The following is a 21,090-nucleotide window of genomic DNA, read 5'->3' on the forward strand; positions in this document are numbered from 1 at the left end:
TCCTGGATGATTTTATTTCTTTAATGCGCCGACGATAGAATCAAGTTCACTGGCCAGATGCGTATAGTCTTCCATCCGGAGCGGACAGGCCTTCAGCGTTTCTCCCATGCCGGCAGGGATGAGTTTGTAGGCTTGTTCCTCCATGTCGCGACCTTTGTCGGTGAGGCTAACAATCTGCTGACGCTTGTCCTGCTCGCCCTTCTTGCGGGTGACAAGGCCCTGCTTCTCCATGCGTTGGAGTAGGGGAGTCACCGTGTTCGTCTCCAGCACCAGCCTGCGAGCGATGTCGTTTACCGGCTGGCAGTCTTTCTCCCAGAGCACCATCAGTACAAGGTATTGCGGGTACGTGATGCCCAGTTCCGTGAGCATCGGCGTATATGCCTGCGTGATGAGTCTTGATGCCGTGTAGAGACGGAAGCAAATCTGATTGTCAAGCTGTAATTCTGCGTGCATAATTCATTTTTCTTTACAGGTGCAAAGGTAAGAAGAATATTTTATATCGTAAGCGATTTACCTAAAACTTTAAGAATGATTAACAAAATATCGTAGGCGACATTTAGTGTGCTTTTATGTTAAAAAGCGCTCATTGTTTGCACAATTATCCGAAAAAGTTTGGGCGTTAGGGATTTTGTGCGTATTTTTGTTTTCGCATGACTGACATGACCATACAGGTGACATACAGGAGAACGAGGAGACTGTCAATGCGCATCGTGAAAAACGGCGATGTACATGTGTCGGCACCTATCGGCATACCTAAGTCTGAGGTGGAGCGGTTCGTCGAGGAACATCGCGACTGGATAGCCAAGGCACGGAAGAAAACCTGTGAGAGTCAGCAACGCAGGGCTGACTTTTATAATCAGTTACCGCTAAGGACGAGAGAACAGGCTGACGATGCCCTGCGACGACTGAAAGCCTTGATAGAGCCGATGGTTGATCGTCACTCCAAGGAGATGGGTGTGCAACCTTCGTCTATCTATTACAAGGCGATGATCTCACGATGGGGCGTCTGCCATATCAGGGAAAAGTCCATCTGCTTCTCCGCCTATCTGCTACTGTTGCCCGAATGGTGTGTCGAGCATGTCGTGGTTCATGAGCTGTGCCATCTGTTGGAACCCAGCCACAATGCCCGTTTCCATGCACTGATGGACAAGTTCTTCCCCCGTTGGAAGGAAGCTCGCAGGGCTACGATTAAGTGCGTGAAGTTTTATTAAAAACCAACGGCCATCGATTGTTCGTGGATGGCAAGGAAATGAAAATAACACAATAGGCAAACCACAAATAAATGCACAGCGAAACGTTCCTGTGCATTTATTTGCTGAGCCGTTCCATCGCCGCAGCGTCCAGCCGAAACACCGTACAGTCGTCTATCGGTACGGCACCGAGTGAACGATAGAAGTCATTGGCGGGCTTGTTCCAGTCGAGGCTCATCCACTCCATTCTTCCGCAATGATGCTCATTGGCTATCTTCACCAGATGCAGCAGCAAGGCCTTCCCATACCCTTTACCTCGCTCTTCCGGCCAAACAAACAAGTCCTCCAGATACAGTCCTGAGTGTCCGATGAAAGTTGAGAAGTTGTAGAAGTAGAGCGCAAAGCCTACTTCACGACCATCTACTACGACAAACACCGCCTCTGCTCTGTGTTCATCAAACATTTCCTGTTCCAGCACATTAGGCGATGCCACCACCTCGTTCTCCATCTTGCCGTATTTGGCTATTCCCCGTATGAACTCCAGCAGCAAGGGTACATCCTGCCGTTCTGCCTTGCGTATCTCTACATTTTTCTTCATATCTCATCAGAATCGTATTTTACATTACTCTTTATACTCCAAGGCAAGTCCACCTTCGCTTGTCTCCTTGTAAAGCGAGGGCAAGTCGTGTCCTGTGCGTTTCATCACCTCCACCACATGGTCGAATGAAATGCGGTGGTTACCGTCGGAAGTGATAGCATAGAATGTCGCATCGGCAGCACGTGCGGCAGCAAAGGCATTGCGCTCGATACAGGGAATCTGAACCAATCCGCAGATGGGGTCACAGGTCATGCCGAGGTGATGCTCCAGTCCCATTTCCGCAGCATATTCTATCTGGTTGGGACTGCCTCCCCACAGCTGGCAACCGGCTGCAGCGGCCATGGCACAGGCTACGCCCACCTCGCCCTGACATCCCACTTCCGCGCCGCTGATGCTGGCATTGTGCTTAATCACGTTGCCAAAGAGTCCAGCTGTAGCAAGGGCTCTCAGTACACGCTGCTTAGAGAATCCCAGATCGTGATAGGCCGCATAGAGAATGGCAGGAAGAACACCACAACTGCCACAGGTGGGAGCCGTCACAATCGTGCCTCCACAGGCATTCTCCTCAATGACTGCCAATGCATAGGAATAGAGTAGGGCACTGTAACGGGCAGTTTCATTGTATCCTTGTGCCTTCACATGATAAGATACAGCCTTGCGCGCAAGACCCAACGGACCAGGCAGGGCGCCTTCTGCATCGAGACCTCGTTCTACGGCTTTTTCCATCGTATCAAAGACTTCCTTCAGAAAATCCCAGATTTCCGGTCCTTCACACTGTTCCACATATTCCCAGTAGCCATGGCCTGTTTTCTTGCACCACGCCATGATGTCCTTGATCTTGTGCATCTCATAGACATCGCCGCCAGCAGCGAACATGTCACCTTCTGCCTTGCCTTCAGAAAGTGCACCGCCGCCTACGCTATATACCGTCCACTCGTCGCCTCCATCAGCTGTGAACTTCATGCCGTTGGGATGGAACGGCAGGAATATCTTGGGTTGCCAGACGATGTTCACTGGGGCTATCTTACTAAGCACGTCAATGATGGCGACATCGGTCATGTGACCTTTTCCCGTAGCAGCGAGACTGCCGTAAAGGGTTACTTCGAAGCTCTTGGCCTCGGGATGGCGCTTGGCATAGATACGTGCTGCATTGTCTGGTCCCATCGTGTGACTGCTTGACGGGCCTTTTCCGATACGGAATAGTTCTCTGAGTGATTTCATATTTTAATTCGTTTTATTCTTTATGTCGATTAAACTATTGTTATTGCTTGCAAACTTACACATTTCTTTTCGATTTTTGGCCATTTATCTACATAATCTTCAAAAAATCCCTTCAAAGATTGTTTATTTTCTATTTACTGCTCGAATTATTTCCTTCCTGTATCACCTGAATCTGAATGGGGATGCGATAGTGAATGCGGCAAACAAAACATTGCTGGGAGGTGGCGGCGTTGATGGTGCCATACATCGTGCGGCAGGACCAGGCCTGTTGAAGGAGTGTAGAACGCTGGGAGGTTGTGAAACTGAACAGAGCAAAATGACGGATGCATATAACTTGCCTTGTAAGAAGGTAATTCATACTGTTGGGCCAATATGGTATGGTGGCAATAATTATGAACGGGAATTACTAGCCTCTTGTTACGATACGGCCATGAAACTGGCTGAGGAAAATAACTTGAAGAGCATCGCTTTCTCCTGTATCAGTACCGGAGTTTATGGATTCCCAAAGGCAGAGGCGGCCATAATTGCTCGCCAGGTGCTGACCAAGCATATTGAGAATGGCTATCAGGGTGAAGTGATTGTGTGTTGCTTTACGGAAGCAGATGTGAAGTATTATCAATGATGAGAGTGATACACTTTACTATCACTACTCGTCAACGTACTCTTCCTCGTTGGCATACAGAGTACGGAACATACGAAGTGTGTCTTTATATGGTTTACGAACCTCGTTGGCAGTAAATCCACATCGTTGATAAAAGCCTACTGCACTATATTCGCTAGTAGCCAAAGCCTCAACAGTCAGGAACTGACATCCTGCAAATGTCTGAGAACGGGCTTGCTCTGCAATGGTATCTACTAAAAGATGTCCCACACCTTGTCCCCGCCACTTTTCTTGGACAGCAAGATAAGCAATATCAAGTGCGGGATACCGTGGCTTTGAATAGAATGTGTCCTTGTAGTTCCAATCTACGTCTGGTGTTCCTGTAGATGATATTCCCGCCTCAAGTTCTTCCTTGTCATCTGAATCAAGGTCGAGAGAGTCAAAGCTTAAGGCAAATACTGCCACAACCTCATCTTGATATGTTACCACATAAGCGGCACAATAATGGTTCTCAACGCTCATGCGGAAATCATTACGAATAAAAATGTCCATTGACTCGACGCCTGAGCAAAACGTTTCGAGGCAATGGAAATCATGGAGTGGCTTAACCCGCAATTCTTGAAGAAATGAGTTTACTTGTCCTCCCATACAATCTTCCATCTCTTGCGGGCTTCACGTCCCCTGCGAATGGCATCCTTTTCCTCTGGAGTCAGGTTGCCAGTCGTTGCACGCCATAATGCAGCCCGAATTTTCTTAGAAAACTCAGGTGTAATCGGCTCTCTTGGTGAATTAACTCCTAACATAACTACGTCCTCCAAATCAAATAATGTCTCTTATCGGTTGCAAATATAGCTCTTTTTTTCTATAAAACAATGATTTTTACCAAAAATCGCATAAATATTTGCTCATTTCAATTATAATGTGTACTTTTGTCCTCGACAACGAGTCATAAAACGGCTGGTGACTCAGTAACGGGTGCTCATTGATAGCAATTTATAGCAGAACGTGGAATTGAGTACGGTCTCCTATTCGTAACCCGCTATTTCTTCAATTCCCCAGACTGCCTTTATTTAAAGAAATCCTGCGAATTCTTACAAAGTTACAAAAAAACTTTGAGAAGTAGTAATCTCTATACCTATAAACTTACAATGTGATTGCAATTTAATCGCTAATTTTGCAGCGTCTTACTAAATATTGATTGATAATGATAGCAGATTACAACACGATGCCTCACATGTTCTGGGAGTGTAACCAATTGTACTTCAACCACCAGTTGCGAACGCCCAAGTTTGGTCTCATGCATACCTATCGAAATCTGGGTAAGTTTGAGTATCGCTGGGGAGAAAAGAACAAGCCGGTCAAAAAGCGTTACATGTCGATTCTTATGTCCGACTACTTCGATTTCGATGAAAAGACATTCCGAAACATTATGGTTCATGAAATGATTCATTACTATCTATATCTTAATAATCCCAGTGAATGTTCTGCCTTTAGCCGTTTCCTTCGTTTATTTGGTATTAAGAGTTCTGACCATGGCCCTGAGTTTATGGCGATGGCTCAGAGCTGAAGCTGACTTACAAGAACGATGAAAAGACGCTGTCGCTCACGATTCCTACCCCCATGTTGGGCGACGATGCTGTTATCGTCATCATCATGAAGAAGAAGTAAGAGACGGACCCACCATGATAATCCCCGGCTTGCATTCCTGCAGGTCGGGGATTTTTTGTTGTCACCACCGTGCGCCTAAAGCAGCGCCAGTGGACCGTGTCCCATACACGATGCCGTGCCAAATGCCGTCAGTGCAGCCGTCAGAATACTGACAATAAACTGCAAAATCGTCTTCCAAGTCTCCCGTTTCATAGATTAAAGATTAAAGATTCAATTCTTGATGTTTCACATCGAGCCTGCTCACGCTCGGCAAAACCCAAGCAAGCTTGGTTCTGCTCTCGCTTAATCGCAGCCTTCAATTTTTCAATTTTTCCGCTCGACCTTTGGTCGCTTTGCTTGCAAAGAATTCTTCAATTCTTCACTTACCCTTCGTCCACGCCGTCTACGATGCTACCGCTGTCACCACCGGTGTTCCCGTTATCGTTCCCGTTATCGTTCCCGTTATCGTTCCCGTTCCCGTTCCCGTTAGGGTTCTCCGGATCCTCTACGTTGCCTTCATCGTCACTGGTCACGCGCTTCACCTCCTTGCCGTCACGGTCGATGCAGGTAATCTGCACGGCGGTGTTCTTCAGCTCGTCCTTCAGGTCCACTGCTGGCGTGAAGATGATGCGACGGGTACTGATAAGGCTCGACTTCACGTCGTTCACGTCCTCTACCGACTTGGCGCGCAATCCGAAGCGCATGGTACCCAGTCCGGGCAGAGCCACCGAGTGACCTTCCGTTGCCCATGCCTTGATCACCTCACCAGCAGCGTCCCAGCAAGCCTGCATCACGCCACGGCTCACACCACTGCGGAGGGCAGCCTCCTTGATCACTTTCTCCTGAGCCAGTGCCAGGTACAACTCGGGCTGCATCACCCAGCGCCATACACCTGCGTCCGTCTTGCTGAACTTCACCAGCTTCTCTACTGCTTTTACTTTCAATGCCATAATGTAATAATTTTTAATTGGTTAATAAATAAGGTTAATTGTTTATTGTTTACGGTTTACTGTTTACAGTTTACTGTTTACGTTTATTGGTTATTGTTTTCGTTGCAAAGTTAGTAAATATTTTTCATACCACCAAATAATTTGACAAGAATTTTCATAATATTTTTCATTTTATTTTTTTTCATGGTTAGGAAAAAAGTTTTTCCTGCCCAGAGAGCCATATTTTTGATTTTCCACACCGTGACGCCGTGACGCCGTGACATTTGGAAAATCAATAGTCAAGCGTAAGGGCAAATGTTAAGCGAGGGGAGTAACTTTATATATATTTATATATTATATATATATTATAATATATATATAATATATAAATACTATACATCCCTTGGATGCACAAATCAAAAATCGTAAAGTCACGGCGTCACGGCGTCACGGTGTTATGTACTACCCTAGAAAAAGTTCTTCGTAAGCGAAGCGGTAAAGCCGAGCGGAATGTTTTTTACCTTAACCCTGCCATAGGTTGAATGCCTGTTGGGTACCTTAATCCTTATCCCTGGCAGAAGTTGAATGATTCTCTCTTAACCCTTGTTTTTGTTGAATAGGCTCCGCAGGAGTCAACATATTTCAGGCTAAGACACAATGACTTTTTCCCTTCGAGCTATCCCTTCTGTTCGCGTTTTTATGTAAAAAAAGTAAAATTGTTGATTGTTCCTATACTTTTTCAACAAATATTTATTATATTTGTACCCAAATACTAAAACAGTTACTTTTCTATTAACATGCCTGTTGACAAACAAGTGATAGAACGCTATCGGGTCTTGAACGAATGCTTCAGGAATCCCTACAGAGATTACACCATCGAGGATCTTGTCGATGAGTGCAACAAGGCTTTACGTAAACTTGATAAACCCGAGGTCTCCAAGCGGACTATTCAAAACGACATAGTCAATATGGAAACTGATTATGGTATCAGGTTGAACGAAAAACTCCGTAAAGGTCGCCAGCGTATATATAGGTATATTGATACCGATTTCTCGATTCATCTTGTCCGCATGAACGATCAAGAACGGCACAAGATTCAAGATGCCATCTATGTGTTGAGGGATTTTGAAGGGGAACCACTCTATGACTGGGCACGAGCTTTCCTCATGCAAATAGAAGGAGGTTTGTTTAACGAAGACAATACGCCTGTTGTTTCATTCCAGACAAATCCAGATTTGAAAGGCATTTCGTTTTTCTCAGAACTCCTGCAGGCTATCCTTGCCAAAAGAGTGTTGAAACTCAGATATACGCCTTATGGAAAAGATACGCAGACAGTTAATGTCTATCCCTATCATCTCAAGCAGTTCAACGACCGCTGGTATCTCATTGCTCAGACAATAGGCTATCAGTCTTATGCGCACTATGCCCTTGACAGAATAGATAGCTTCGAAGAGATTGCTATACCTTATAAGGAGGCAGATGTTGATTTCTCAGAATACTTCGATGATGTGATTGGCGTTACCGTTCCTGATAGTGATGCAGAAGACATCGTCATCAAGGTCACAGGCAAGCGTTTCAACTATATTCGCACCAAACCCCTTCACCTTTCACAGCGTATCATCGAGGAGGCAGAAGGTTATGCCGTTATCACCATCAATGTCAAGGTAAACAATGAGTTAGAATCCCTGATACTCTCCTTCGGTGATGATATGGAGGTGATAGCTCCTGCTAGTTTCAGGGAAAGAATAGCAGGGAAAATTCAAGCCATGAATAACAAATATTTGAACAATGCAGAAAACTTGCACAGTAAGTGAGTAATTTTGCAGCCAGAAAACAAGATATACGAACATAACATTATCAATATGAACAAAATAGGTTTTAAGAATTTTAGAAAGTTTCAAGATTTTCCAACCATAGATTTGGGAGAAATCACAATATTGGTAGGCGGAAACAATGCAGGTAAGTCTACACTTGTGAAAGCCATACTTTTAATGCGTGACTTCTTAAAAAGTAGAATAGAAAGCGTAGATAGAGCGGGTAACGTTTTTAAATCTGTAAAGCCCCAATTTAAGTTTGATGCAGAACATGTGAATATTGGCGAGTTCTATCGTGCATTCTGTCGTCAGAGTCCAAGTAAAGAAGATACTATGGTTTTCACAATGAAAATAGACAAATTCTGTTTTGTTGTAAATATCCATGGAGAAAGAAAGCCTGGTGTTATACCTGAGGTTTCTATGATTGCTGTTTCTGATGAAAAAGATAATATTCATTTTACATTTGATTTTGTAAAAAATCAGATGACTGCTCGTTTTGTTTATGACAAGGAGGCTCTAAATAGTTACGAAGAAGAGGAATATCCCATAGAATTAAGGATAAAAGAACTGCATAATGCTCTTTCTAAAAGCAAAAATTTGAATGAAATCTCCAATATTAAATTGCAATTGGAGCAATTAGAGAAACAAGTCAACACGCTTAAGCCAGATTATAATATAACAGAAGAAGATTCTGTTACAGTTAGCATGTCCTATTTTATCGGTGATAACATTGGAGAGTATGTTATCACAGAACTCATTAAAGGTTTTGTTAACTATGCTTATGTTGGATCATTAGGAGACAAACGTTCTAAAGCATTTAAAGAACAAGAAGCAAACAAAAACTTTATAAGGGGAAAAGAAACACAAATAAACGCTATAGCTAAAGAAATTGAAGAGGTGTTTAATAGACAGACAATAGAATATGTTTATGCTCATTCTGTTGCTCAAACTCCTATATACGCCAACTGCATAGGGTCAAGCGATTACACCAATCGTACCATACACGAATTCTACAACGCACGCATTAATACTGGCGAAGAAGAATTTGACTTTATAGAAACTTGGCTCAAAGAGTTTAAAATAGGAAACTCTCTGAGAGTTGTGTCACATTCTGGCGATTCTTATCAAGTCTTAATTAGTGATGATGAGAATCCAGATGGCATGGACTTAGCTGATAAAGGAATGGGATCTATTCAATTAACTATTTTGTTGCTCCGCTTGGCAACTCTTATTCGAAAATATAAGGGACAAAACCTTACCGTGTTATTGGAAGAACCAGAGCAAAATCTGCATCCTGCTTTGCAAAGTAAAATTATTGAGTTGGTATATTATGTGGACCAAAAGTTTGGAGTACATTTTATAGTTGAAACACATTCTGAATATTTAGTTAGAAATAGCCAAGTGCTTGTGGGGAAAAATTACGACACTGAAGATAAGGCAATAAATAACCCTTTCAAAATTTACTATTTGCCCCAAAACGGCACACCTTATTCTATTGGTTATAGTTTGAATGGTCGATTAACAGACAAGTTTGAACCTGGCTTTTTTGACGAAGCCGGAAAGGCAAATTTCTATTTAATGCGTAAAGAAAGGGGGCTTGAATAATGCATGTATATGTAACCATAAAAGCATTGGAAAGCATGGCTTTAATGACAAGATGGATAAAAATTCTTTCATGCCGAGATGTAAAAGAAGTTTTCCTTGATGCAACAAAAGAAGACATTGATCATTATTATGAGAATTATGATGAAGACTATTCATACAAAAGCGATAATTCCGTCTCCCCAATTAGTCAATTAATTAGAGATGGATATATAAGTCCAAATCCTGCTAAACAAAAGATTTTGGATATAAAAAATAGTCCAGAAAAGGTGCTTGAAGATCCAAGTGCAATTTATTTCCTTGATGTTACAACAGAAGAAGCTAATTGTATTCAGAAAAAATACGGTGTCATTTGTAAGAATGAAAGCGACATTGATGACACCGAACTTAACAACTGGGGGGAAATTATTTCATGCGAAGGTGAATTGGACCATAGTTGGAAAGAAATACTGTCAAAGATAAGACAATCTCCAACAAATACAATCATTGTAAGTGACAGATACATATTCTCCAATGATAAAAATGCAAATGACAGAGGAGAAGGAGAAACTTATTCTGGAATGGATAATGTTGTGGAAATCATTAATGCAATACTTCCTCTCTCATTCTCTAAGAACAATTACTATGACGTTTTAATCCTATTTAGTTGGAAACTGGATAAAACAGGTCGTACATGTCCAATTTCCTTTAATAAGATTGCAAAGAAACTCGCAGGCAGAATAAAAAGTCTTAGGGACTCCTATAACATAAGAGTTGAAGTAGTATCTATTCCATATGGGGCTGAAGGGTATGAAAAAACTCATAACAGAAGAGTTGTTACAAATTATCATGTAATAAGAACAGAACAAGACCTCAAAGCTTTTCGTGGAGATAAAAGTATATGTAGCCAAACGATAAATTGGGATTCATTGTTTTCAAAAGGAATCATAGATAACAATGATAGACCCATCAAAAACCATGTTATATTAGTAAATGGAATTAGTTATATAAATTCTTATGGTACTAAACATTTGGAAACTTGCATGTACGAATATAGTATAGATGGTATATGTCCCAAATCAGCAATTGATAATAAAAAAGTAATTTTTTCAGAAATACAAAACAGATTAGTGAAATCTGTAATGAAATAAAAAGGGACTATGCAAAAAACCTGAATAATTACTTTGCAGTCGAAACAAATAAGAAAGAATGATTTATAGTTGAAGTATGGCAATTGAACAAAATATAAAAATAACAAGTTCAAAAATCTGGCAGGTGTGTTCCCATATTCGAGGTGTAATGCCGGATATGCAGATGCAACAGGTTGTTATTGCATTTACCTTCTTGCGTCGTATCGATTGCTTAATAGGAAAGTATGCAGAGAAGAGCCAAGAATTCTATCAGAAGAATTATGAAAGGTTAAGCGATGAGACATTGGACAAAAAGCTTAGAGATATATCAGGTGGTTATTCATTCTATAATTATTCTGGATATACCGTAAGTAACATCTTGCTTGCAAATAATTCTATAGAGGTCGTTCTAAATACATACCTTCAGGGGTTCAGTAAGAACGTACAAGAGATATTAGCTGGAATGGAGTTTCAACAGAATCTGGGCATTTTATACCGCCAATCAAAATATATTGTTGAACTATTCCAACTCTTTTCAGAGATGGATTTGTCAAATGCGACAATAGATAATGAAGAATTTATTGAACTTGTATCGTCTGTTTTTTCTTTAGTAGGTGGACTCAGAATTTCACAATTCTATAGTTCCTTAGAGTTGTCAAACTTAATAGGTGAATGTCTATTTTCTAATAATGTATGTAGTGAAAATAACAATATCGTTTCCATTTATGATCCTGTTTGTGGAACCGGGAGCATGCTTGCAGTAGCAGGAGAAAAGGCAAAAACCATAGTCACACATCAGGATAACATATCCCTAAACGGACAAGAATTGGCTGTTTTCCCATGTGCAATAGCAAAGGGGTTGGTTCTTCTTTCGGGCAACGAGAATAGTCAGGTGTTGTATGGTAATACATTAACAGATGATTTCTTCCCTAATTCTCATTTCCAATACATAGTTGCCGATATGCCTTTGGGACAGCAATGGAGGCCTTTTAAAGAAAGAATTGAGAATGAAAGCTTTGATGTGAAGGGGCGTTTCCATATTGGCCTGCCAAATGTCACTGATAGCCAATTTCTATTTATTGAGCATATTCTCTCAAAAATGGATGTAAAGGGTAGCCGCGCTGCATTCATTACCAACTCATTTGTGTTATGGGGTGGAAATGCTGCAAGTGGAGAGTCTCGTATACGTAGGTGGATGTTTGAAAATGATTTGGTTGAAACAATCATTGCTTTGCCAAGTGGAATGCTTGCTGCAACTAATATCCCTGTATATTTATGGATACTTTCTAACAAAAAGAATCAGGACCAGAAAGGAAGAGTCTGCCTTATTGATTTGACTATTCAAGAAGAAAAAGGTAGTCGCATATCTATTGGTGAAGGTTTTGTAAAAACTGCTGTTTCTTTGTATAAATCATGGAGTAACTCTCCAATGTCCAAGATTGTAAATAATGAACAATTTGGTTTTTACGAAGTAAATCTTCTGGAAGATGGAAAGAAGAAAGAAACAGTAACCATCTCACTTGACACAGATATTAATGAATTTGTGGCAAAGGAACGCCAACCCTATGCTAAGGGTGAAATAACAGTTGATTATAGTTCCGTAGAGAAAGGTTTCGCCATTCAATTTAATGAATTTTTCCAGACTGAAGAAATTGATATACCATCGCTGAAGGATGCTTCATCAGAGATGGCCCAAATGATTGACGCTATTTCTTCCATGAAAGGCATTATAGAAGAAAGTCTAAATCTCAAGGAAAATTATTCCGTTCCACAGAATTGGCGTGAATTTCCTTTGCGCGCAGTCGTAGAAGTGACTTGGGGAATTAATAGGCCACCTGTTCCCTCCGATAATGGATCAGGATTACCTGTTCTCTCAGTCCCCTATTTAAGGAATCCGTCTAATGAAGAACAACATTATAGCATAACGCCTCAAACTAAGTGTGCTACGCACCAAGATGTACTTGTCATTGTGAAAGGTGCAAACACTGGTGAAATTTTCAAAGGAATTGAAGGAATTTTGCCACCTTCTCTCGCATCAATCAGGTGTGCCAATGAGGATATCGTAGTTCCACAATATTTGTATTATTTACTAAAAGGGTATGAGAAAGCATTGATGTCACAAGCCAAAGGTTCTACTATTAAATCTTTAGTATCAAAGACCATCTTAGATTTAAAATGTTGGATTCCGACAATTGATGAGCAGCTAAGATTAGTTTCTTATCTGGATAAGGTCATTGGAAAAATAGATAATGTTGCGGAAGTTCTTGGCAATGCAGGCAATGTATTCTCAGAATATCGGCAAACACTAATCGAAAATGTAGTTCATGGAAGAGCATTGATATAATGAATCTTTCTGAACGATGCAGAAAACTTGCATAGTTAGTCATTACCTTTGCACCCAGAAACAGAAAAACATTCTAAATATGGTTACAGCTGAGTATTATAAAGAGCTTCAAGAAAGCATGGCAAAGAGAAGTGTTGAGTCTCTTATTGATGAGTTCAACCAGCAGGTTGGCAGTCGTGCATGGACTTCTATTCGTGGACTTCATGACAGTGTCCTCATAGACACTCTCATCGCAAAGGGTGTCGATGTGTCTGCCGTCTATGATGGTGTGACCATCTCCTTCAGCAAGAAGGTAAAACTGAATGATGCAAAAAACAAGGTTATTTTTGCGTAATCGAAAATAATTTTATACTTTTGCATTACTAACTTAAAATGAAGATATGATTACAGGCGAGATAAAGAATAAGATTGACCAGATATGGGATACCTTCTTTGTGGCAGGTATTACGAACCCTATAACAGTATTGGAGCAGATGACCTATATCTTCTTCATGAAGTTGCTCGATGATAAGCAGCTGCAGGAGGAAGAGAATGCTCGTGATTGGGGTGCTGAGATTCAGAATCCTACATTCCTTGATGGGCAGCTATGGGTGAATCCAGAGGCTGTTTCTGATGAGGAGAAGAAGGGCGTTCCATACGAAAATCTTCGTTGGCATGTATTCAAGAATCTTGGCTCAGACAACATGTTCAAGCTCGTTCGCCAAAGCGTGTTTGAGTTTATCAAGCATATCGGAACTGGCGAGGAAAGTGCTTATAGCCGCTATATGAAGTCTGCCATATTCCTGATTCCCAATGCTCGCACGCTGTCCAAGGTTGTTGATGGTGTCGATGCCCTCGACATGAACAATCGCGATGCTATGGGTGATGTCTATGAATACATCCTTGGCAAGATGGCGGCATCAGGTACCAATGGTCAGTTCCGTACTCCTCGCCACATCATCCGCATGATTGTCGAAATGATGAATCCAACTCCAAAGGATTATATCTGCGACCCAGCAATGGGTAGTGCCGGTTTCCTTGTAGAGGCAGTGAAGTATATCAAGGAGAACTATGGTGAATCCCTCTATGCCAGTGAGGATATTGCCCACATCAAGACCAGCATGATCAATGGCTATGATACTGACCAGACGATGTTGCGCATAGGCGCTATGAACCTGTTGCTTCATGATATCAGCAGTCCCAACCTCGCTTGGCGTGACTCCCTGTCAGAACAGAATGACGACCAGTCGTGCTATACGCTTGTTATGGCTAATCCACCTTTTGCAGGCAGCCTTGATAAGGGTAATGTAAACAAGAAGATCCTTGCATACGCCAATACCAGCAAGACGGAGCTGCTGTTCCTTGCTCAGTTTGTCCGCTCTTTGGAGGTAGGAGGCCGTTGTGCCAGTATCGTTCCAGATGGAGTGCTGTTTGGCACCAGCAAGGCCCATATTGCCATTCGTAAGGAGATAGTAGATCATCAACAGCTGAAGGCTGTTATCTCTATGCCAAGTGGCGTATTCAAGCCTTATGCTGGAGTAAGTACTGCCGTTCTTGTCTTCACAAAGACGAATAGTGGTGGCACTGACAAGGTGTGGTTCTATGACATGAAAGCCGATGGCTTCAGTCTTGACGATAAGCGAAGTCCTATCAGTGAGAATGATATTCCAGATGTAATTGCTCGCTTCCATAACCAGAAGGCAGAGGAGTCACGTTCTCGTAAGGAGCAGAGTTTCTTTGTTCCTGTGGAAGAGATTCGCGAGAACAACTACGACCTTTCTATCAACAAGTACAAGGAGATAGAGAGGGAGAAGGTAGAGTACGAACCCGTTGCAGACATCCTTACTCGTCTTGAAAAGACAGAAGGAGAATATCTGAAGGGTTATAGTGAACTGTATAAGATGTTGGAAGGGAAATGATTATGGCACAGAAGAACGAAATACAAGTATACGAGAATGCTGTAATTGTGGCAACACCATTGCCACAATTGGAGAATTGGGAAGAACCTTCTGATAATAAAGATAATTCCAATTGGGGCAACGCTGTTGCTCTAATTGGAGAATTTATGCTACGCAATATCAGCTTTATTTGCCAGACAAGGATTTGCTACAGGCAAAAGTAAGAGAGTGGATTGCAGAGTTTAAAGAAGCCAACGGAGAAACCGAATGAGAGAGAATTGGACATATAAAAAATTAGGAGAGGTTTGTGAAATAGAATATGGCACTCGAGTTGTTCAGGCGCGAGATGGTGGTTCTATATATCCTGTATATGGTGGTGGAGGAGCAACTTTTATGATGGATACTTACAATCGAGAAAATAGAGTAGTAGTGTCACGTTTTGCGATGTCCAAAAAATGTACAAGAAAAGTTATAGGCAAATTCTTTCTGAATGATAGTGGTTTGACAATAAAATCCAAAGAACCTCTTTTGCTACAAAACTATTTAGATACATTTATTTTATCTTCAAATGATAAAATATACCACTTAGGTCGTGGCCTCGCTCAGAAAAATCTAAAAGTTCCTGATTTGTTACAGATAGATATTGCTATTCCTAATGCTGAAGTTCAGCTATCTATTGTTGCGGAGTTGGATAAGATTAATGAGCTGATAAGTCTGAAGAAGGCTCAGTTGAGTGACCTCGACAATCTTGCTCAAAGCATATTCTATGAGATGTTTGGTGACCCCATCGAAAACAAAAAAGGATGGGAAGTGAGGAAGTTAGGGGAAGTATGTGATGTTCGTGATGGAACTCATGACTCACCTCAATATTTATCGGAAAGTGAATATTTCCTTATAACGTCCAAAAATATACAAGGCGACATTATAGATTATGCCAATGTAAATTACATTAGTAAGGAAGATTATGATTCCATAAATAAGCGCTCTTATGTTGATGAGGGTGATATTATTATGGGAATGATTGGGACAATTGGAAAGCCTATCATTGTTCACAAGAATAATTTGAAATTCTGTGTAAAAAATGTAGCCTTAATTAAATTTCCTGAATCATGTTTAGTAAAGAATGTTTATGTAAAAGCACTATTAGATAATGATTCATATAAACAGTATCTTCTTTCTTTAAATAAAGGTGGAACTCAAAAGTTTGTTGCTTTGGGCACATTAAGAACTCTAAAATGTCCTCTTCCCCCTCTCTCCCTCCAGCAAGAATTTGCAAAGAGGATAGAGTTGATAGAGCAGCAGAAAGCGCAGATTAGTTCTACTATAAAAGACCTTGAGACTTTGTTGGCATCACGAATGCAGTATTGGTTTGACTAAAACGTAATCGATATGAAACAATATATTTCCTCCAAATTGCTGCATACTGCAGAACAATTGCGAGACAGGGTGATAGCTATGCGACCTTTGCCTGAAGAGACGTTAAAGTCGCTCAGAGACTATTATCGTATAGGTCTTACCTACACCAGCAACGCCATTGAGGGCAATAGCCTGACAGAGTCAGAAACTAAGGTAGTGATAGAAGACGGCTTGACGATTGAGGGAAAGCCACTGCGTGATGTATATGAAGCTGTCGGGCATGCTCATGCCTATGACTATATTCATACGCTTGCCGCCACCAAACCATTGGAGGAAACGGATATTCTTGAATTGCATAGATTGTTCTATGAGAAAATAGACAATGAGAAAGCAGGGCATTATCGAACTGTTCCTGTCTTCATCAGCGGCAGTCAGTATGCAGTCTCTCCCCCTGCAAGGATAGAGAGCGACATGAAGAAGTTCGTGAAGTGGTTCAACGACAATGAGCATCGGCTGCCCACTCCGGAGTTTGCTGCTCTTGCCCATCAGAAATTTGTATTTATTCATCCTTTCATTGATGGCAACGGGCGAGTAGCACGACTCATCCTTAATCTCGCCCTTATCAGAGGAGAATACACCATTGCACTCATTCCTGCCCTTTTGCGGCATGAATATGTGATGGCACTTGAAGCATCGCATAAGACTCCCAATGTTTTTGTAGATTTCATTGCTGAACGAATAATTGCCACACAGATGGACTTACTGCGCCTTCTGACTGATGGCGGTGTAAATGGCGGTGTAAATGATACTGTAAATGGCGGTGTAAATTTAGACGAGCTACTATTTGATGCCATCAAGAACAATCCTGGGTTAAACGCTCCAACCATAGCAGAAATGCTGCAGAAGAGCCTCAGGACAATCCAAAGACATCTGAAGTCGTTATCCGACACAAAAAGGATAGCGTTTCGTGGCGCCCCAAAGAATGGTGGTTACTATATTATTTAATATCACAGTACTATGAAGAATTTTGACTTTATCCAGCTCTTAGCTCAGCATATTCCGAGCTTCAGCAAATTGCATGCTTATTGCGATAAGGCAGAAATATTTCAGAATTCTTTTCCTGAAGAGTCCGCCTCTAATGCCCGCAAGGCATTGGAATGGCTGGTGAAGAACCACCTCGCTATGACATCAGCGAATGTGGAGAAAAAGGAGTCACTGAACGATATGCTGAAACGCCCAGAGATGAATGCTTTCATCAATTACGACTGGGAGTTTGAGAAGAATATCTATACCGTCAAGAAGTTTGGCAACCATGCCTCACATATCAGTGGGCAGGAGATCAAGAAGAACGATGCCTTTATCTGTCTGAGGGCTCTTTTCTATGTGGTAGAAGGTTTCCTGTATCGGTGGAAGGCCATCAAGAGCATGATGGCATTTGATGCGACGCTCATACCACAAGCCTTCCCAGGAATGCAGCCTATCACAACGGATGAACCACAGGTGGCTCCTGACGTCGTGGATAGCGTGCCGAAGGAGGTTGTTGACCATCCAACCAAGCCTGTAGAGACACCCAAGGAATCGCTCGCCAGCGAGGCTGTCACAAGAAGATGTCTCATCGACTATATGCTGAATGAAGCAAAGTGGGATATCCTGACTGTAAAGGGTGATATACAAGGCGGAAAGGCTTGTATTGAGGTAGAGGTGGAAGGAATGCCAACCCCAAGCGGTAAGGGCTATTGCGACTATGTATTGTTTAGCAAGGGTGGAAAGCCTTTGGCAGTAATAGAGGCAAAGAGCACCATACAGAATGCAGGAAAGGGGCGTGAACAGGCAATACTGTATGCAGATTGTCTGGAAAAGAAATATGGTGTTCGCCCAGTCATATACTATACTAATGGTTATGTGACCAAGGTGATTGACGGTTTGGGGTATCCTGACCGTGACGTGATATCATTTCATAGTCATGATGACTTGGAGTATATGATGCAGAAACGTGGCAGGGCTGACATTAAAGACCTGACCATTGATGAGACTATTACGGACAGAGCGTATCAGAAGACAGCCATCAAGAGCCTTGTGGAATGGCTCAACAAGAAGCATCGCAGAGGATTGCTGGTATTGGCAACAGGTACAGGTAAGACGCGTGTGAGTATTTCGCTCTGTAAGCTGCTTTCCAACAACAACTGGATAAAGAAAGTACTGTTCCTTGCTGACAGAACAGAACTGGTGAAACAGGCCAGGGGGAACTTTGAAAAGTTGCTGCCCAGTGAGTCGATGACATCACTGTCAGATGATGATGAGCCAGACTTGGATGCACGTTTTGTGTTCTCTACATACCAGACAATGGTGAACTACATCAACGAGTATGATGTGAAGTTCAGTGTGGGGCATTTTGACCTGATTATCATCGATGAGGCCCACAGGTCCGTATTCGGCAAGTATGGCGCCATCTTCCAATACTTCGATTCGCTGTTGATAGGTCTGACGGCAACGCCTCGTGACGAGATAGACAAGAACACCTTCAGACTCTTGGAACTGGAGAACGAGCCAAACTTTGAATATACCTTTGATGAGGCTGTAAACGATGGCTACCTTGTGTCTTACAAGGCAAAGCGCCATAACTCGAAAATGATAAACAATGGTATCAAGTATGACGAGCTGACGCCTGAACAAAAGGAGGAGTTGGAAAAGGTCTGGGATTACGAGAAGATGCTTAAGGGTATAGACCCTACAAAGGAATACCATCGTGACATTGAAGGAAACGAGATTTTCCGCTATCTCATCAATGATGATACGATAGACAATGTATTGTCAGAACTGATGGAAAAGGGCTTGAAGATTAAGAGTGGTGAAGATATAGGAAAGACGATTATCTTTGCCTATAATCACAAGCACGCAGAGCGAATAGTAGAGCGTTTCCATGCGCTATATTCAAATCGTGGTGCTGACTATTGTCAGTTGATAGACAATCAGGTGAAGTATCATGACAAGCTGATAGCCAAATTCAAGGTTGCTGATAGCTTGCCACAAATAGCTGTCAGTGTGGATATGCTTGATACTGGTATTGATGTGCCAGAGATACTGAATCTTGTCTTCTTTAAGATTGTGAAGTCGAAGATCAAGTTCGAGCAGATGATAGGTCGAGGCACTCGCCTTTGTCCTAACATCTTCGGAGAGGGAAAGGACAAGGAACTTTTCTATATCTTTGACTGGTGTGGCAACTTTGATTATTTCTCCAAGAAGCCTGATGGCATAGATGCTTCAAACAGCAAGTCGCTGACAGAAAGACTCTTCTCTCTGCGTCTCGACATAGCCAAGGAACTGCAAAGTGCAGAACATCAAGAGAAGGCATTTGACAAGAAGATGCATGATGACCTGAAGACATTACTGCACAGGCAGGTTAACGGCATAGTAAAGGAACGTAAGGATGCCCGTCCGTATTGGAACACCATAGAGCCATTCAGAGATAAGGAAAAATGGACCTATATCTCTGATGTAGATGTGTTGCGCTTGAAGGAAATAGGAAAGCTGATACCACAAGATGATGATGATGAATCGGCAAAGAAATTTGATGTCGTAATGTTGCATCTTCAGCTGGCTCATATTGACTCTACAGTTCGTGTGGGGCAGTTCAGACAGGTGGTTGTAAACGTTGCTGCCCATCTGGAGAAGAAGGGCTCTATACCTGCTGTAATGAAGCGAATAGACACTATACGATTGGTTCAGCAGCCACAATTCTGGGATAATGAATCACTTGACAGCCTTGAACATGTAAGGATAGAATTGAGAGACCTGATCAAGTTGCTTGAAGGCACAAGAAAGACAGAGAAATTTATTATCGACATCGAAGACCCTTACGAGGTTGAGGAAGGTGGAGTGGATGTGGTTATTCGTAAATCTTACAAGCAAAGAGTGATTGATTATCTGGCAATGAATACTGATAATCCAACACTTCAGAAGATACAGAAGTTTGAGCAGTTGACAGCAAGTGATTTCGCAGAACTGGAGCGTGTCTTCTTTGAAGATCTTGGTACTCGCGAAGAGTTTGACAAGTTGGCAGAAGGACATCCTTATCAGTCAAATGTGGCAGCATTCATCCGTGTTGTCAATGGCATAGACAGGAAGAAAGCCCTGCAGATATATCAGGACTTCATCAACGACAATAACCTGACATCTGAACAGGAAAGATATCTGAAGAATATTCTCGACTATGTGAGTGTCAATGGAGATATAGAAGTGAAGAACTTCATGGAATATCCATTGAAGGCCCTCAACTGGCGAGTAACCTTTGGCGATCACTTTATGAATCTAAAGGATTTCGTAAAAGAGATCCATCAGGTAATTTCGATATCTGCGTAGGTGACACCAGGGACAGGTACCATTGTCACATAGTCTTCGATGATGGCACTTGTGAGGCCAGGGATGTGGTTTTACATGGAGAAAATAAGTCTGAAAGAATATGAAGAATCGTTGGTTGATATTGACAGCTGTAGTGCTCTTGTTGTCTTGCGGCAATAAGGCTAAGAGTGATTTGCCTGTGACTGACGTGGAAGAGGGGTGGGGTGATCGCTATCAGAAAGAGCTGGAGGATTCTTTGGATAGTGAGAAAACACTCAAGGATGAAGCAGAAAAAGAAACTGTTTCCAGTCCTGCGAGCGTCAGCAGTAGATCTGGTTCCTCAAGGGTTCATAGTTCCTCGGACAATATGCGAGGCTTCGACCCTGCATCCGAGGATGACATGGATGACAACGGCATGCGTCGCTTTATGGAGAATAACGACGAAGAAGGGTGGGATTAATTTA

At 42.1% G+C, this 21,090-nt stretch carries 22 protein-coding genes; 14 read left to right on the forward strand and 8 right to left on the reverse strand.

All coding sequences use genetic code 11. The features are described from left to right. Nucleotides 1-12: 12 nt before the first annotated feature. Nucleotides 13-456 carry a MarR family winged helix-turn-helix transcriptional regulator gene (locus BLU47_RS01945; RefSeq protein WP_091957710.1) on the reverse strand — a complete coding sequence of 148 codons (444 nt, stop codon included), beginning with the start codon at nucleotides 454-456 and terminating at the stop codon, nucleotides 13-15. Nucleotides 457-650: 194 nt separating this feature from the next. Here BLU47_RS01945 and BLU47_RS01950 point away from each other — a divergent pair, with 194 nt between their 5' ends. After that, a complete protein-coding gene (locus BLU47_RS01950; RefSeq protein ID WP_091957713.1) occupies nucleotides 651-1,211 on the forward strand; it encodes a M48 family metallopeptidase in 561 nt (186 codons plus the stop codon). Nucleotides 1,212-1,308: 97 nt separating this feature from the next. On the opposite strand, the gene BLU47_RS01955 is transcribed toward BLU47_RS01950, so the two are convergent. Further along, entirely contained in the window at nucleotides 1,309-1,788 is a 480-nt protein-coding gene (locus tag BLU47_RS01955; RefSeq protein WP_091957715.1) for a GNAT family N-acetyltransferase, read from the reverse strand. A 24-nt stretch (nucleotides 1,789-1,812) separates the two neighbouring features. Beyond that, nucleotides 1,813-3,009, reverse strand: coding sequence for an L-serine ammonia-lyase, iron-sulfur-dependent, subunit alpha (locus tag BLU47_RS01960; RefSeq protein WP_091957718.1), 1,197 nt, complete (start codon nucleotides 3,007-3,009; stop codon nucleotides 1,813-1,815). A 22-nt stretch (nucleotides 3,010-3,031) separates the two neighbouring features. Between BLU47_RS01960 and BLU47_RS01965 the strand changes: the two genes are divergently transcribed. Continuing rightward, nucleotides 3,032-3,631, forward strand: coding sequence for a macro domain-containing protein (locus tag BLU47_RS01965; RefSeq protein ID WP_091957720.1), 600 nt, complete (start codon nucleotides 3,032-3,034; stop codon nucleotides 3,629-3,631). 24 nt (nucleotides 3,632-3,655) lie between these two features. On the opposite strand, the gene BLU47_RS01970 is transcribed toward BLU47_RS01965, so the two are convergent. Together BLU47_RS01970 and BLU47_RS14620 are read right to left on the reverse strand one after the other, a co-directional pair. Next, nucleotides 3,656-4,162 (reverse strand): GNAT family N-acetyltransferase, encoded by a 507-nt coding sequence (locus BLU47_RS01970; RefSeq protein WP_176780412.1) that lies wholly within the window; start codon nucleotides 4,160-4,162, stop codon nucleotides 3,656-3,658. Between the two features lie 80 nt (nucleotides 4,163-4,242). Next, complete coding sequence (locus tag BLU47_RS14620) at nucleotides 4,243-4,413, reverse strand: hypothetical protein (protein WP_176780413.1); 171 nt, start codon at nucleotides 4,411-4,413, stop codon at nucleotides 4,243-4,245. Between the two features lie 401 nt (nucleotides 4,414-4,814). On the opposite strand from BLU47_RS14620, the gene BLU47_RS01980 reads away from it, so the two are divergent. Continuing rightward, on the forward strand, nucleotides 4,815-5,177 hold the full coding sequence (locus BLU47_RS01980; protein ID WP_091957729.1) for a SprT-like domain-containing protein: 363 nt from the start codon (nucleotides 4,815-4,817) through the stop codon (nucleotides 5,175-5,177). 7 nt (nucleotides 5,178-5,184) lie between these two features. Here BLU47_RS01980 and BLU47_RS15045 read toward each other — a convergent pair whose 3' ends face one another. The 3 genes from BLU47_RS15045 to BLU47_RS01985 form a co-directional block, all read right to left on the reverse strand. Continuing rightward, on the reverse strand, nucleotides 5,185-5,313 hold the full coding sequence (locus tag BLU47_RS15045; protein ID WP_255402054.1) for a hypothetical protein: 129 nt from the start codon (nucleotides 5,311-5,313) through the stop codon (nucleotides 5,185-5,187). Between the two features lie 40 nt (nucleotides 5,314-5,353). Beyond that, the gene (locus BLU47_RS14625; RefSeq protein ID WP_176780414.1) at nucleotides 5,354-5,470 is read right to left on the reverse strand and encodes a smalltalk protein; all 117 of its coding nucleotides are present in this window, start codon (nucleotides 5,468-5,470) and stop codon (nucleotides 5,354-5,356) included. A 170-nt stretch (nucleotides 5,471-5,640) separates the two neighbouring features. Next, entirely contained in the window at nucleotides 5,641-6,207 is a 567-nt protein-coding gene (locus BLU47_RS01985; RefSeq protein ID WP_091957731.1) for an HU family DNA-binding protein, read from the reverse strand. A 776-nt stretch (nucleotides 6,208-6,983) separates the two neighbouring features. On the opposite strand from BLU47_RS01985, the gene BLU47_RS01990 reads away from it, so the two are divergent. The 11 genes from BLU47_RS01990 to BLU47_RS02035 all read left to right on the forward strand — a co-directional run bounded on the left by BLU47_RS01990 (nucleotide 6,984) and on the right by BLU47_RS02035 (nucleotide 21,086). Beyond that, nucleotides 6,984-8,000: a helix-turn-helix transcriptional regulator gene (locus BLU47_RS01990; RefSeq protein WP_091957734.1), complete on the forward strand. Its 1,017-nt coding sequence runs from the start codon at nucleotides 6,984-6,986 to the stop codon at nucleotides 7,998-8,000. A 48-nt stretch (nucleotides 8,001-8,048) separates the two neighbouring features. Next, nucleotides 8,049-9,605 (forward strand): AAA family ATPase, encoded by a 1,557-nt coding sequence (locus BLU47_RS01995; protein ID WP_143025428.1) that lies wholly within the window; start codon nucleotides 8,049-8,051, stop codon nucleotides 9,603-9,605. A gap of 35 nt (nucleotides 9,606-9,640) precedes the next feature. Then, nucleotides 9,641-10,732 carry a hypothetical protein gene (locus BLU47_RS02000; protein WP_143025429.1) on the forward strand — a complete coding sequence of 364 codons (1,092 nt, stop codon included), beginning with the start codon at nucleotides 9,641-9,643 and terminating at the stop codon, nucleotides 10,730-10,732. A gap of 76 nt (nucleotides 10,733-10,808) precedes the next feature. Next, nucleotides 10,809-13,055 (forward strand): N-6 DNA methylase, encoded by a 2,247-nt coding sequence (locus BLU47_RS02005; protein WP_091957743.1) that lies wholly within the window; start codon nucleotides 10,809-10,811, stop codon nucleotides 13,053-13,055. 118 nt (nucleotides 13,056-13,173) lie between these two features. Further along, nucleotides 13,174-13,389: a hypothetical protein gene (locus BLU47_RS02010; protein WP_143025430.1), complete on the forward strand. Its 216-nt coding sequence runs from the start codon at nucleotides 13,174-13,176 to the stop codon at nucleotides 13,387-13,389. Between the two features lie 46 nt (nucleotides 13,390-13,435). Then, a complete protein-coding gene (locus BLU47_RS02015; RefSeq protein WP_091957748.1) occupies nucleotides 13,436-14,953 on the forward strand; it encodes a class I SAM-dependent DNA methyltransferase in 1,518 nt (505 codons plus the stop codon). 2 nt (nucleotides 14,954-14,955) lie between these two features. Continuing rightward, nucleotides 14,956-15,156 carry a hypothetical protein gene (locus BLU47_RS14630; RefSeq protein WP_176780415.1) on the forward strand — a complete coding sequence of 67 codons (201 nt, stop codon included), beginning with the start codon at nucleotides 14,956-14,958 and terminating at the stop codon, nucleotides 15,154-15,156. Nucleotides 15,157-15,199: 43 nt separating this feature from the next. Next, nucleotides 15,200-16,309 (forward strand): restriction endonuclease subunit S, encoded by a 1,110-nt coding sequence (locus BLU47_RS02020; protein ID WP_091957751.1) that lies wholly within the window; start codon nucleotides 15,200-15,202, stop codon nucleotides 16,307-16,309. Nucleotides 16,310-16,387: 78 nt separating this feature from the next. Beyond that, entirely contained in the window at nucleotides 16,388-17,293 is a 906-nt protein-coding gene (locus BLU47_RS02025) for a Fic family protein (RefSeq protein ID WP_255402069.1), read from the forward strand. A 12-nt stretch (nucleotides 17,294-17,305) separates the two neighbouring features. Continuing rightward, nucleotides 17,306-20,647: a type I restriction endonuclease subunit R gene (locus tag BLU47_RS02030; RefSeq protein WP_091957756.1), complete on the forward strand. Its 3,342-nt coding sequence runs from the start codon at nucleotides 17,306-17,308 to the stop codon at nucleotides 20,645-20,647. 100 nt (nucleotides 20,648-20,747) lie between these two features. Further along, nucleotides 20,748-21,086, forward strand: coding sequence for a hypothetical protein (locus tag BLU47_RS02035; RefSeq protein WP_091957760.1), 339 nt, complete (start codon nucleotides 20,748-20,750; stop codon nucleotides 21,084-21,086). Nucleotides 21,087-21,090 lie beyond the last annotated feature (4 nt).

The organism is Prevotella sp. tc2-28 (assembly GCF_900107705.1).
Lineage (GTDB): Bacteria > Bacteroidota > Bacteroidia > Bacteroidales > Bacteroidaceae > Prevotella.

Coding starts and splice junctions, on each gene's coding strand:
- BLU47_RS01950 (WP_091957713.1), top strand. CDS start 651: ATGACTGACATGACCATACAGGTGACATACAGGAGAACGAGGAGACTG.
- BLU47_RS01955 (WP_091957715.1), bottom strand. CDS start 1,788: ATGAAGAAAAATGTAGAGATACGCAAGGCAGAACGGCAGGATGTACCC.
- BLU47_RS01960 (WP_091957718.1), bottom strand. CDS start 3,009: ATGAAATCACTCAGAGAACTATTCCGTATCGGAAAAGGCCCGTCAAGC.
- BLU47_RS01965 (WP_091957720.1), top strand. CDS start 3,032: ATGTCGATTAAACTATTGTTATTGCTTGCAAACTTACACATTTCTTTT.
- BLU47_RS01970 (WP_176780412.1), bottom strand. CDS start 4,162: ATGGACATTTTTATTCGTAATGATTTCCGCATGAGCGTTGAGAACCAT.
- BLU47_RS14620 (WP_176780413.1), bottom strand. CDS start 4,413: ATGTTAGGAGTTAATTCACCAAGAGAGCCGATTACACCTGAGTTTTCT.
- BLU47_RS01980 (WP_091957729.1), top strand. CDS start 4,815: ATGATAGCAGATTACAACACGATGCCTCACATGTTCTGGGAGTGTAAC.
- BLU47_RS15045 (WP_255402054.1), bottom strand. CDS start 5,313: ATGCAAGCCGGGGATTATCATGGTGGGTCCGTCTCTTACTTCTTCTTC.
- BLU47_RS14625 (WP_176780414.1), bottom strand. CDS start 5,470: ATGAAACGGGAGACTTGGAAGACGATTTTGCAGTTTATTGTCAGTATT.
- BLU47_RS01985 (WP_091957731.1), bottom strand. CDS start 6,207: ATGGCATTGAAAGTAAAAGCAGTAGAGAAGCTGGTGAAGTTCAGCAAG.
- BLU47_RS01990 (WP_091957734.1), top strand. CDS start 6,984: ATGCCTGTTGACAAACAAGTGATAGAACGCTATCGGGTCTTGAACGAA.
- BLU47_RS01995 (WP_143025428.1), top strand. CDS start 8,049: ATGAACAAAATAGGTTTTAAGAATTTTAGAAAGTTTCAAGATTTTCCA.
- BLU47_RS02000 (WP_143025429.1), top strand. CDS start 9,641: ATGGCTTTAATGACAAGATGGATAAAAATTCTTTCATGCCGAGATGTA.
- BLU47_RS02005 (WP_091957743.1), top strand. CDS start 10,809: ATGGCAATTGAACAAAATATAAAAATAACAAGTTCAAAAATCTGGCAG.
- BLU47_RS02010 (WP_143025430.1), top strand. CDS start 13,174: ATGGCAAAGAGAAGTGTTGAGTCTCTTATTGATGAGTTCAACCAGCAG.
- BLU47_RS02015 (WP_091957748.1), top strand. CDS start 13,436: ATGATTACAGGCGAGATAAAGAATAAGATTGACCAGATATGGGATACC.
- BLU47_RS14630 (WP_176780415.1), top strand. CDS start 14,956: ATGGCACAGAAGAACGAAATACAAGTATACGAGAATGCTGTAATTGTG.
- BLU47_RS02020 (WP_091957751.1), top strand. CDS start 15,200: ATGAGAGAGAATTGGACATATAAAAAATTAGGAGAGGTTTGTGAAATA.
- BLU47_RS02025 (WP_255402069.1), top strand. CDS start 16,388: ATGCGACCTTTGCCTGAAGAGACGTTAAAGTCGCTCAGAGACTATTAT.
- BLU47_RS02030 (WP_091957756.1), top strand. CDS start 17,306: ATGAAGAATTTTGACTTTATCCAGCTCTTAGCTCAGCATATTCCGAGC.
- BLU47_RS02035 (WP_091957760.1), top strand. CDS start 20,748: ATGAAGAATCGTTGGTTGATATTGACAGCTGTAGTGCTCTTGTTGTCT.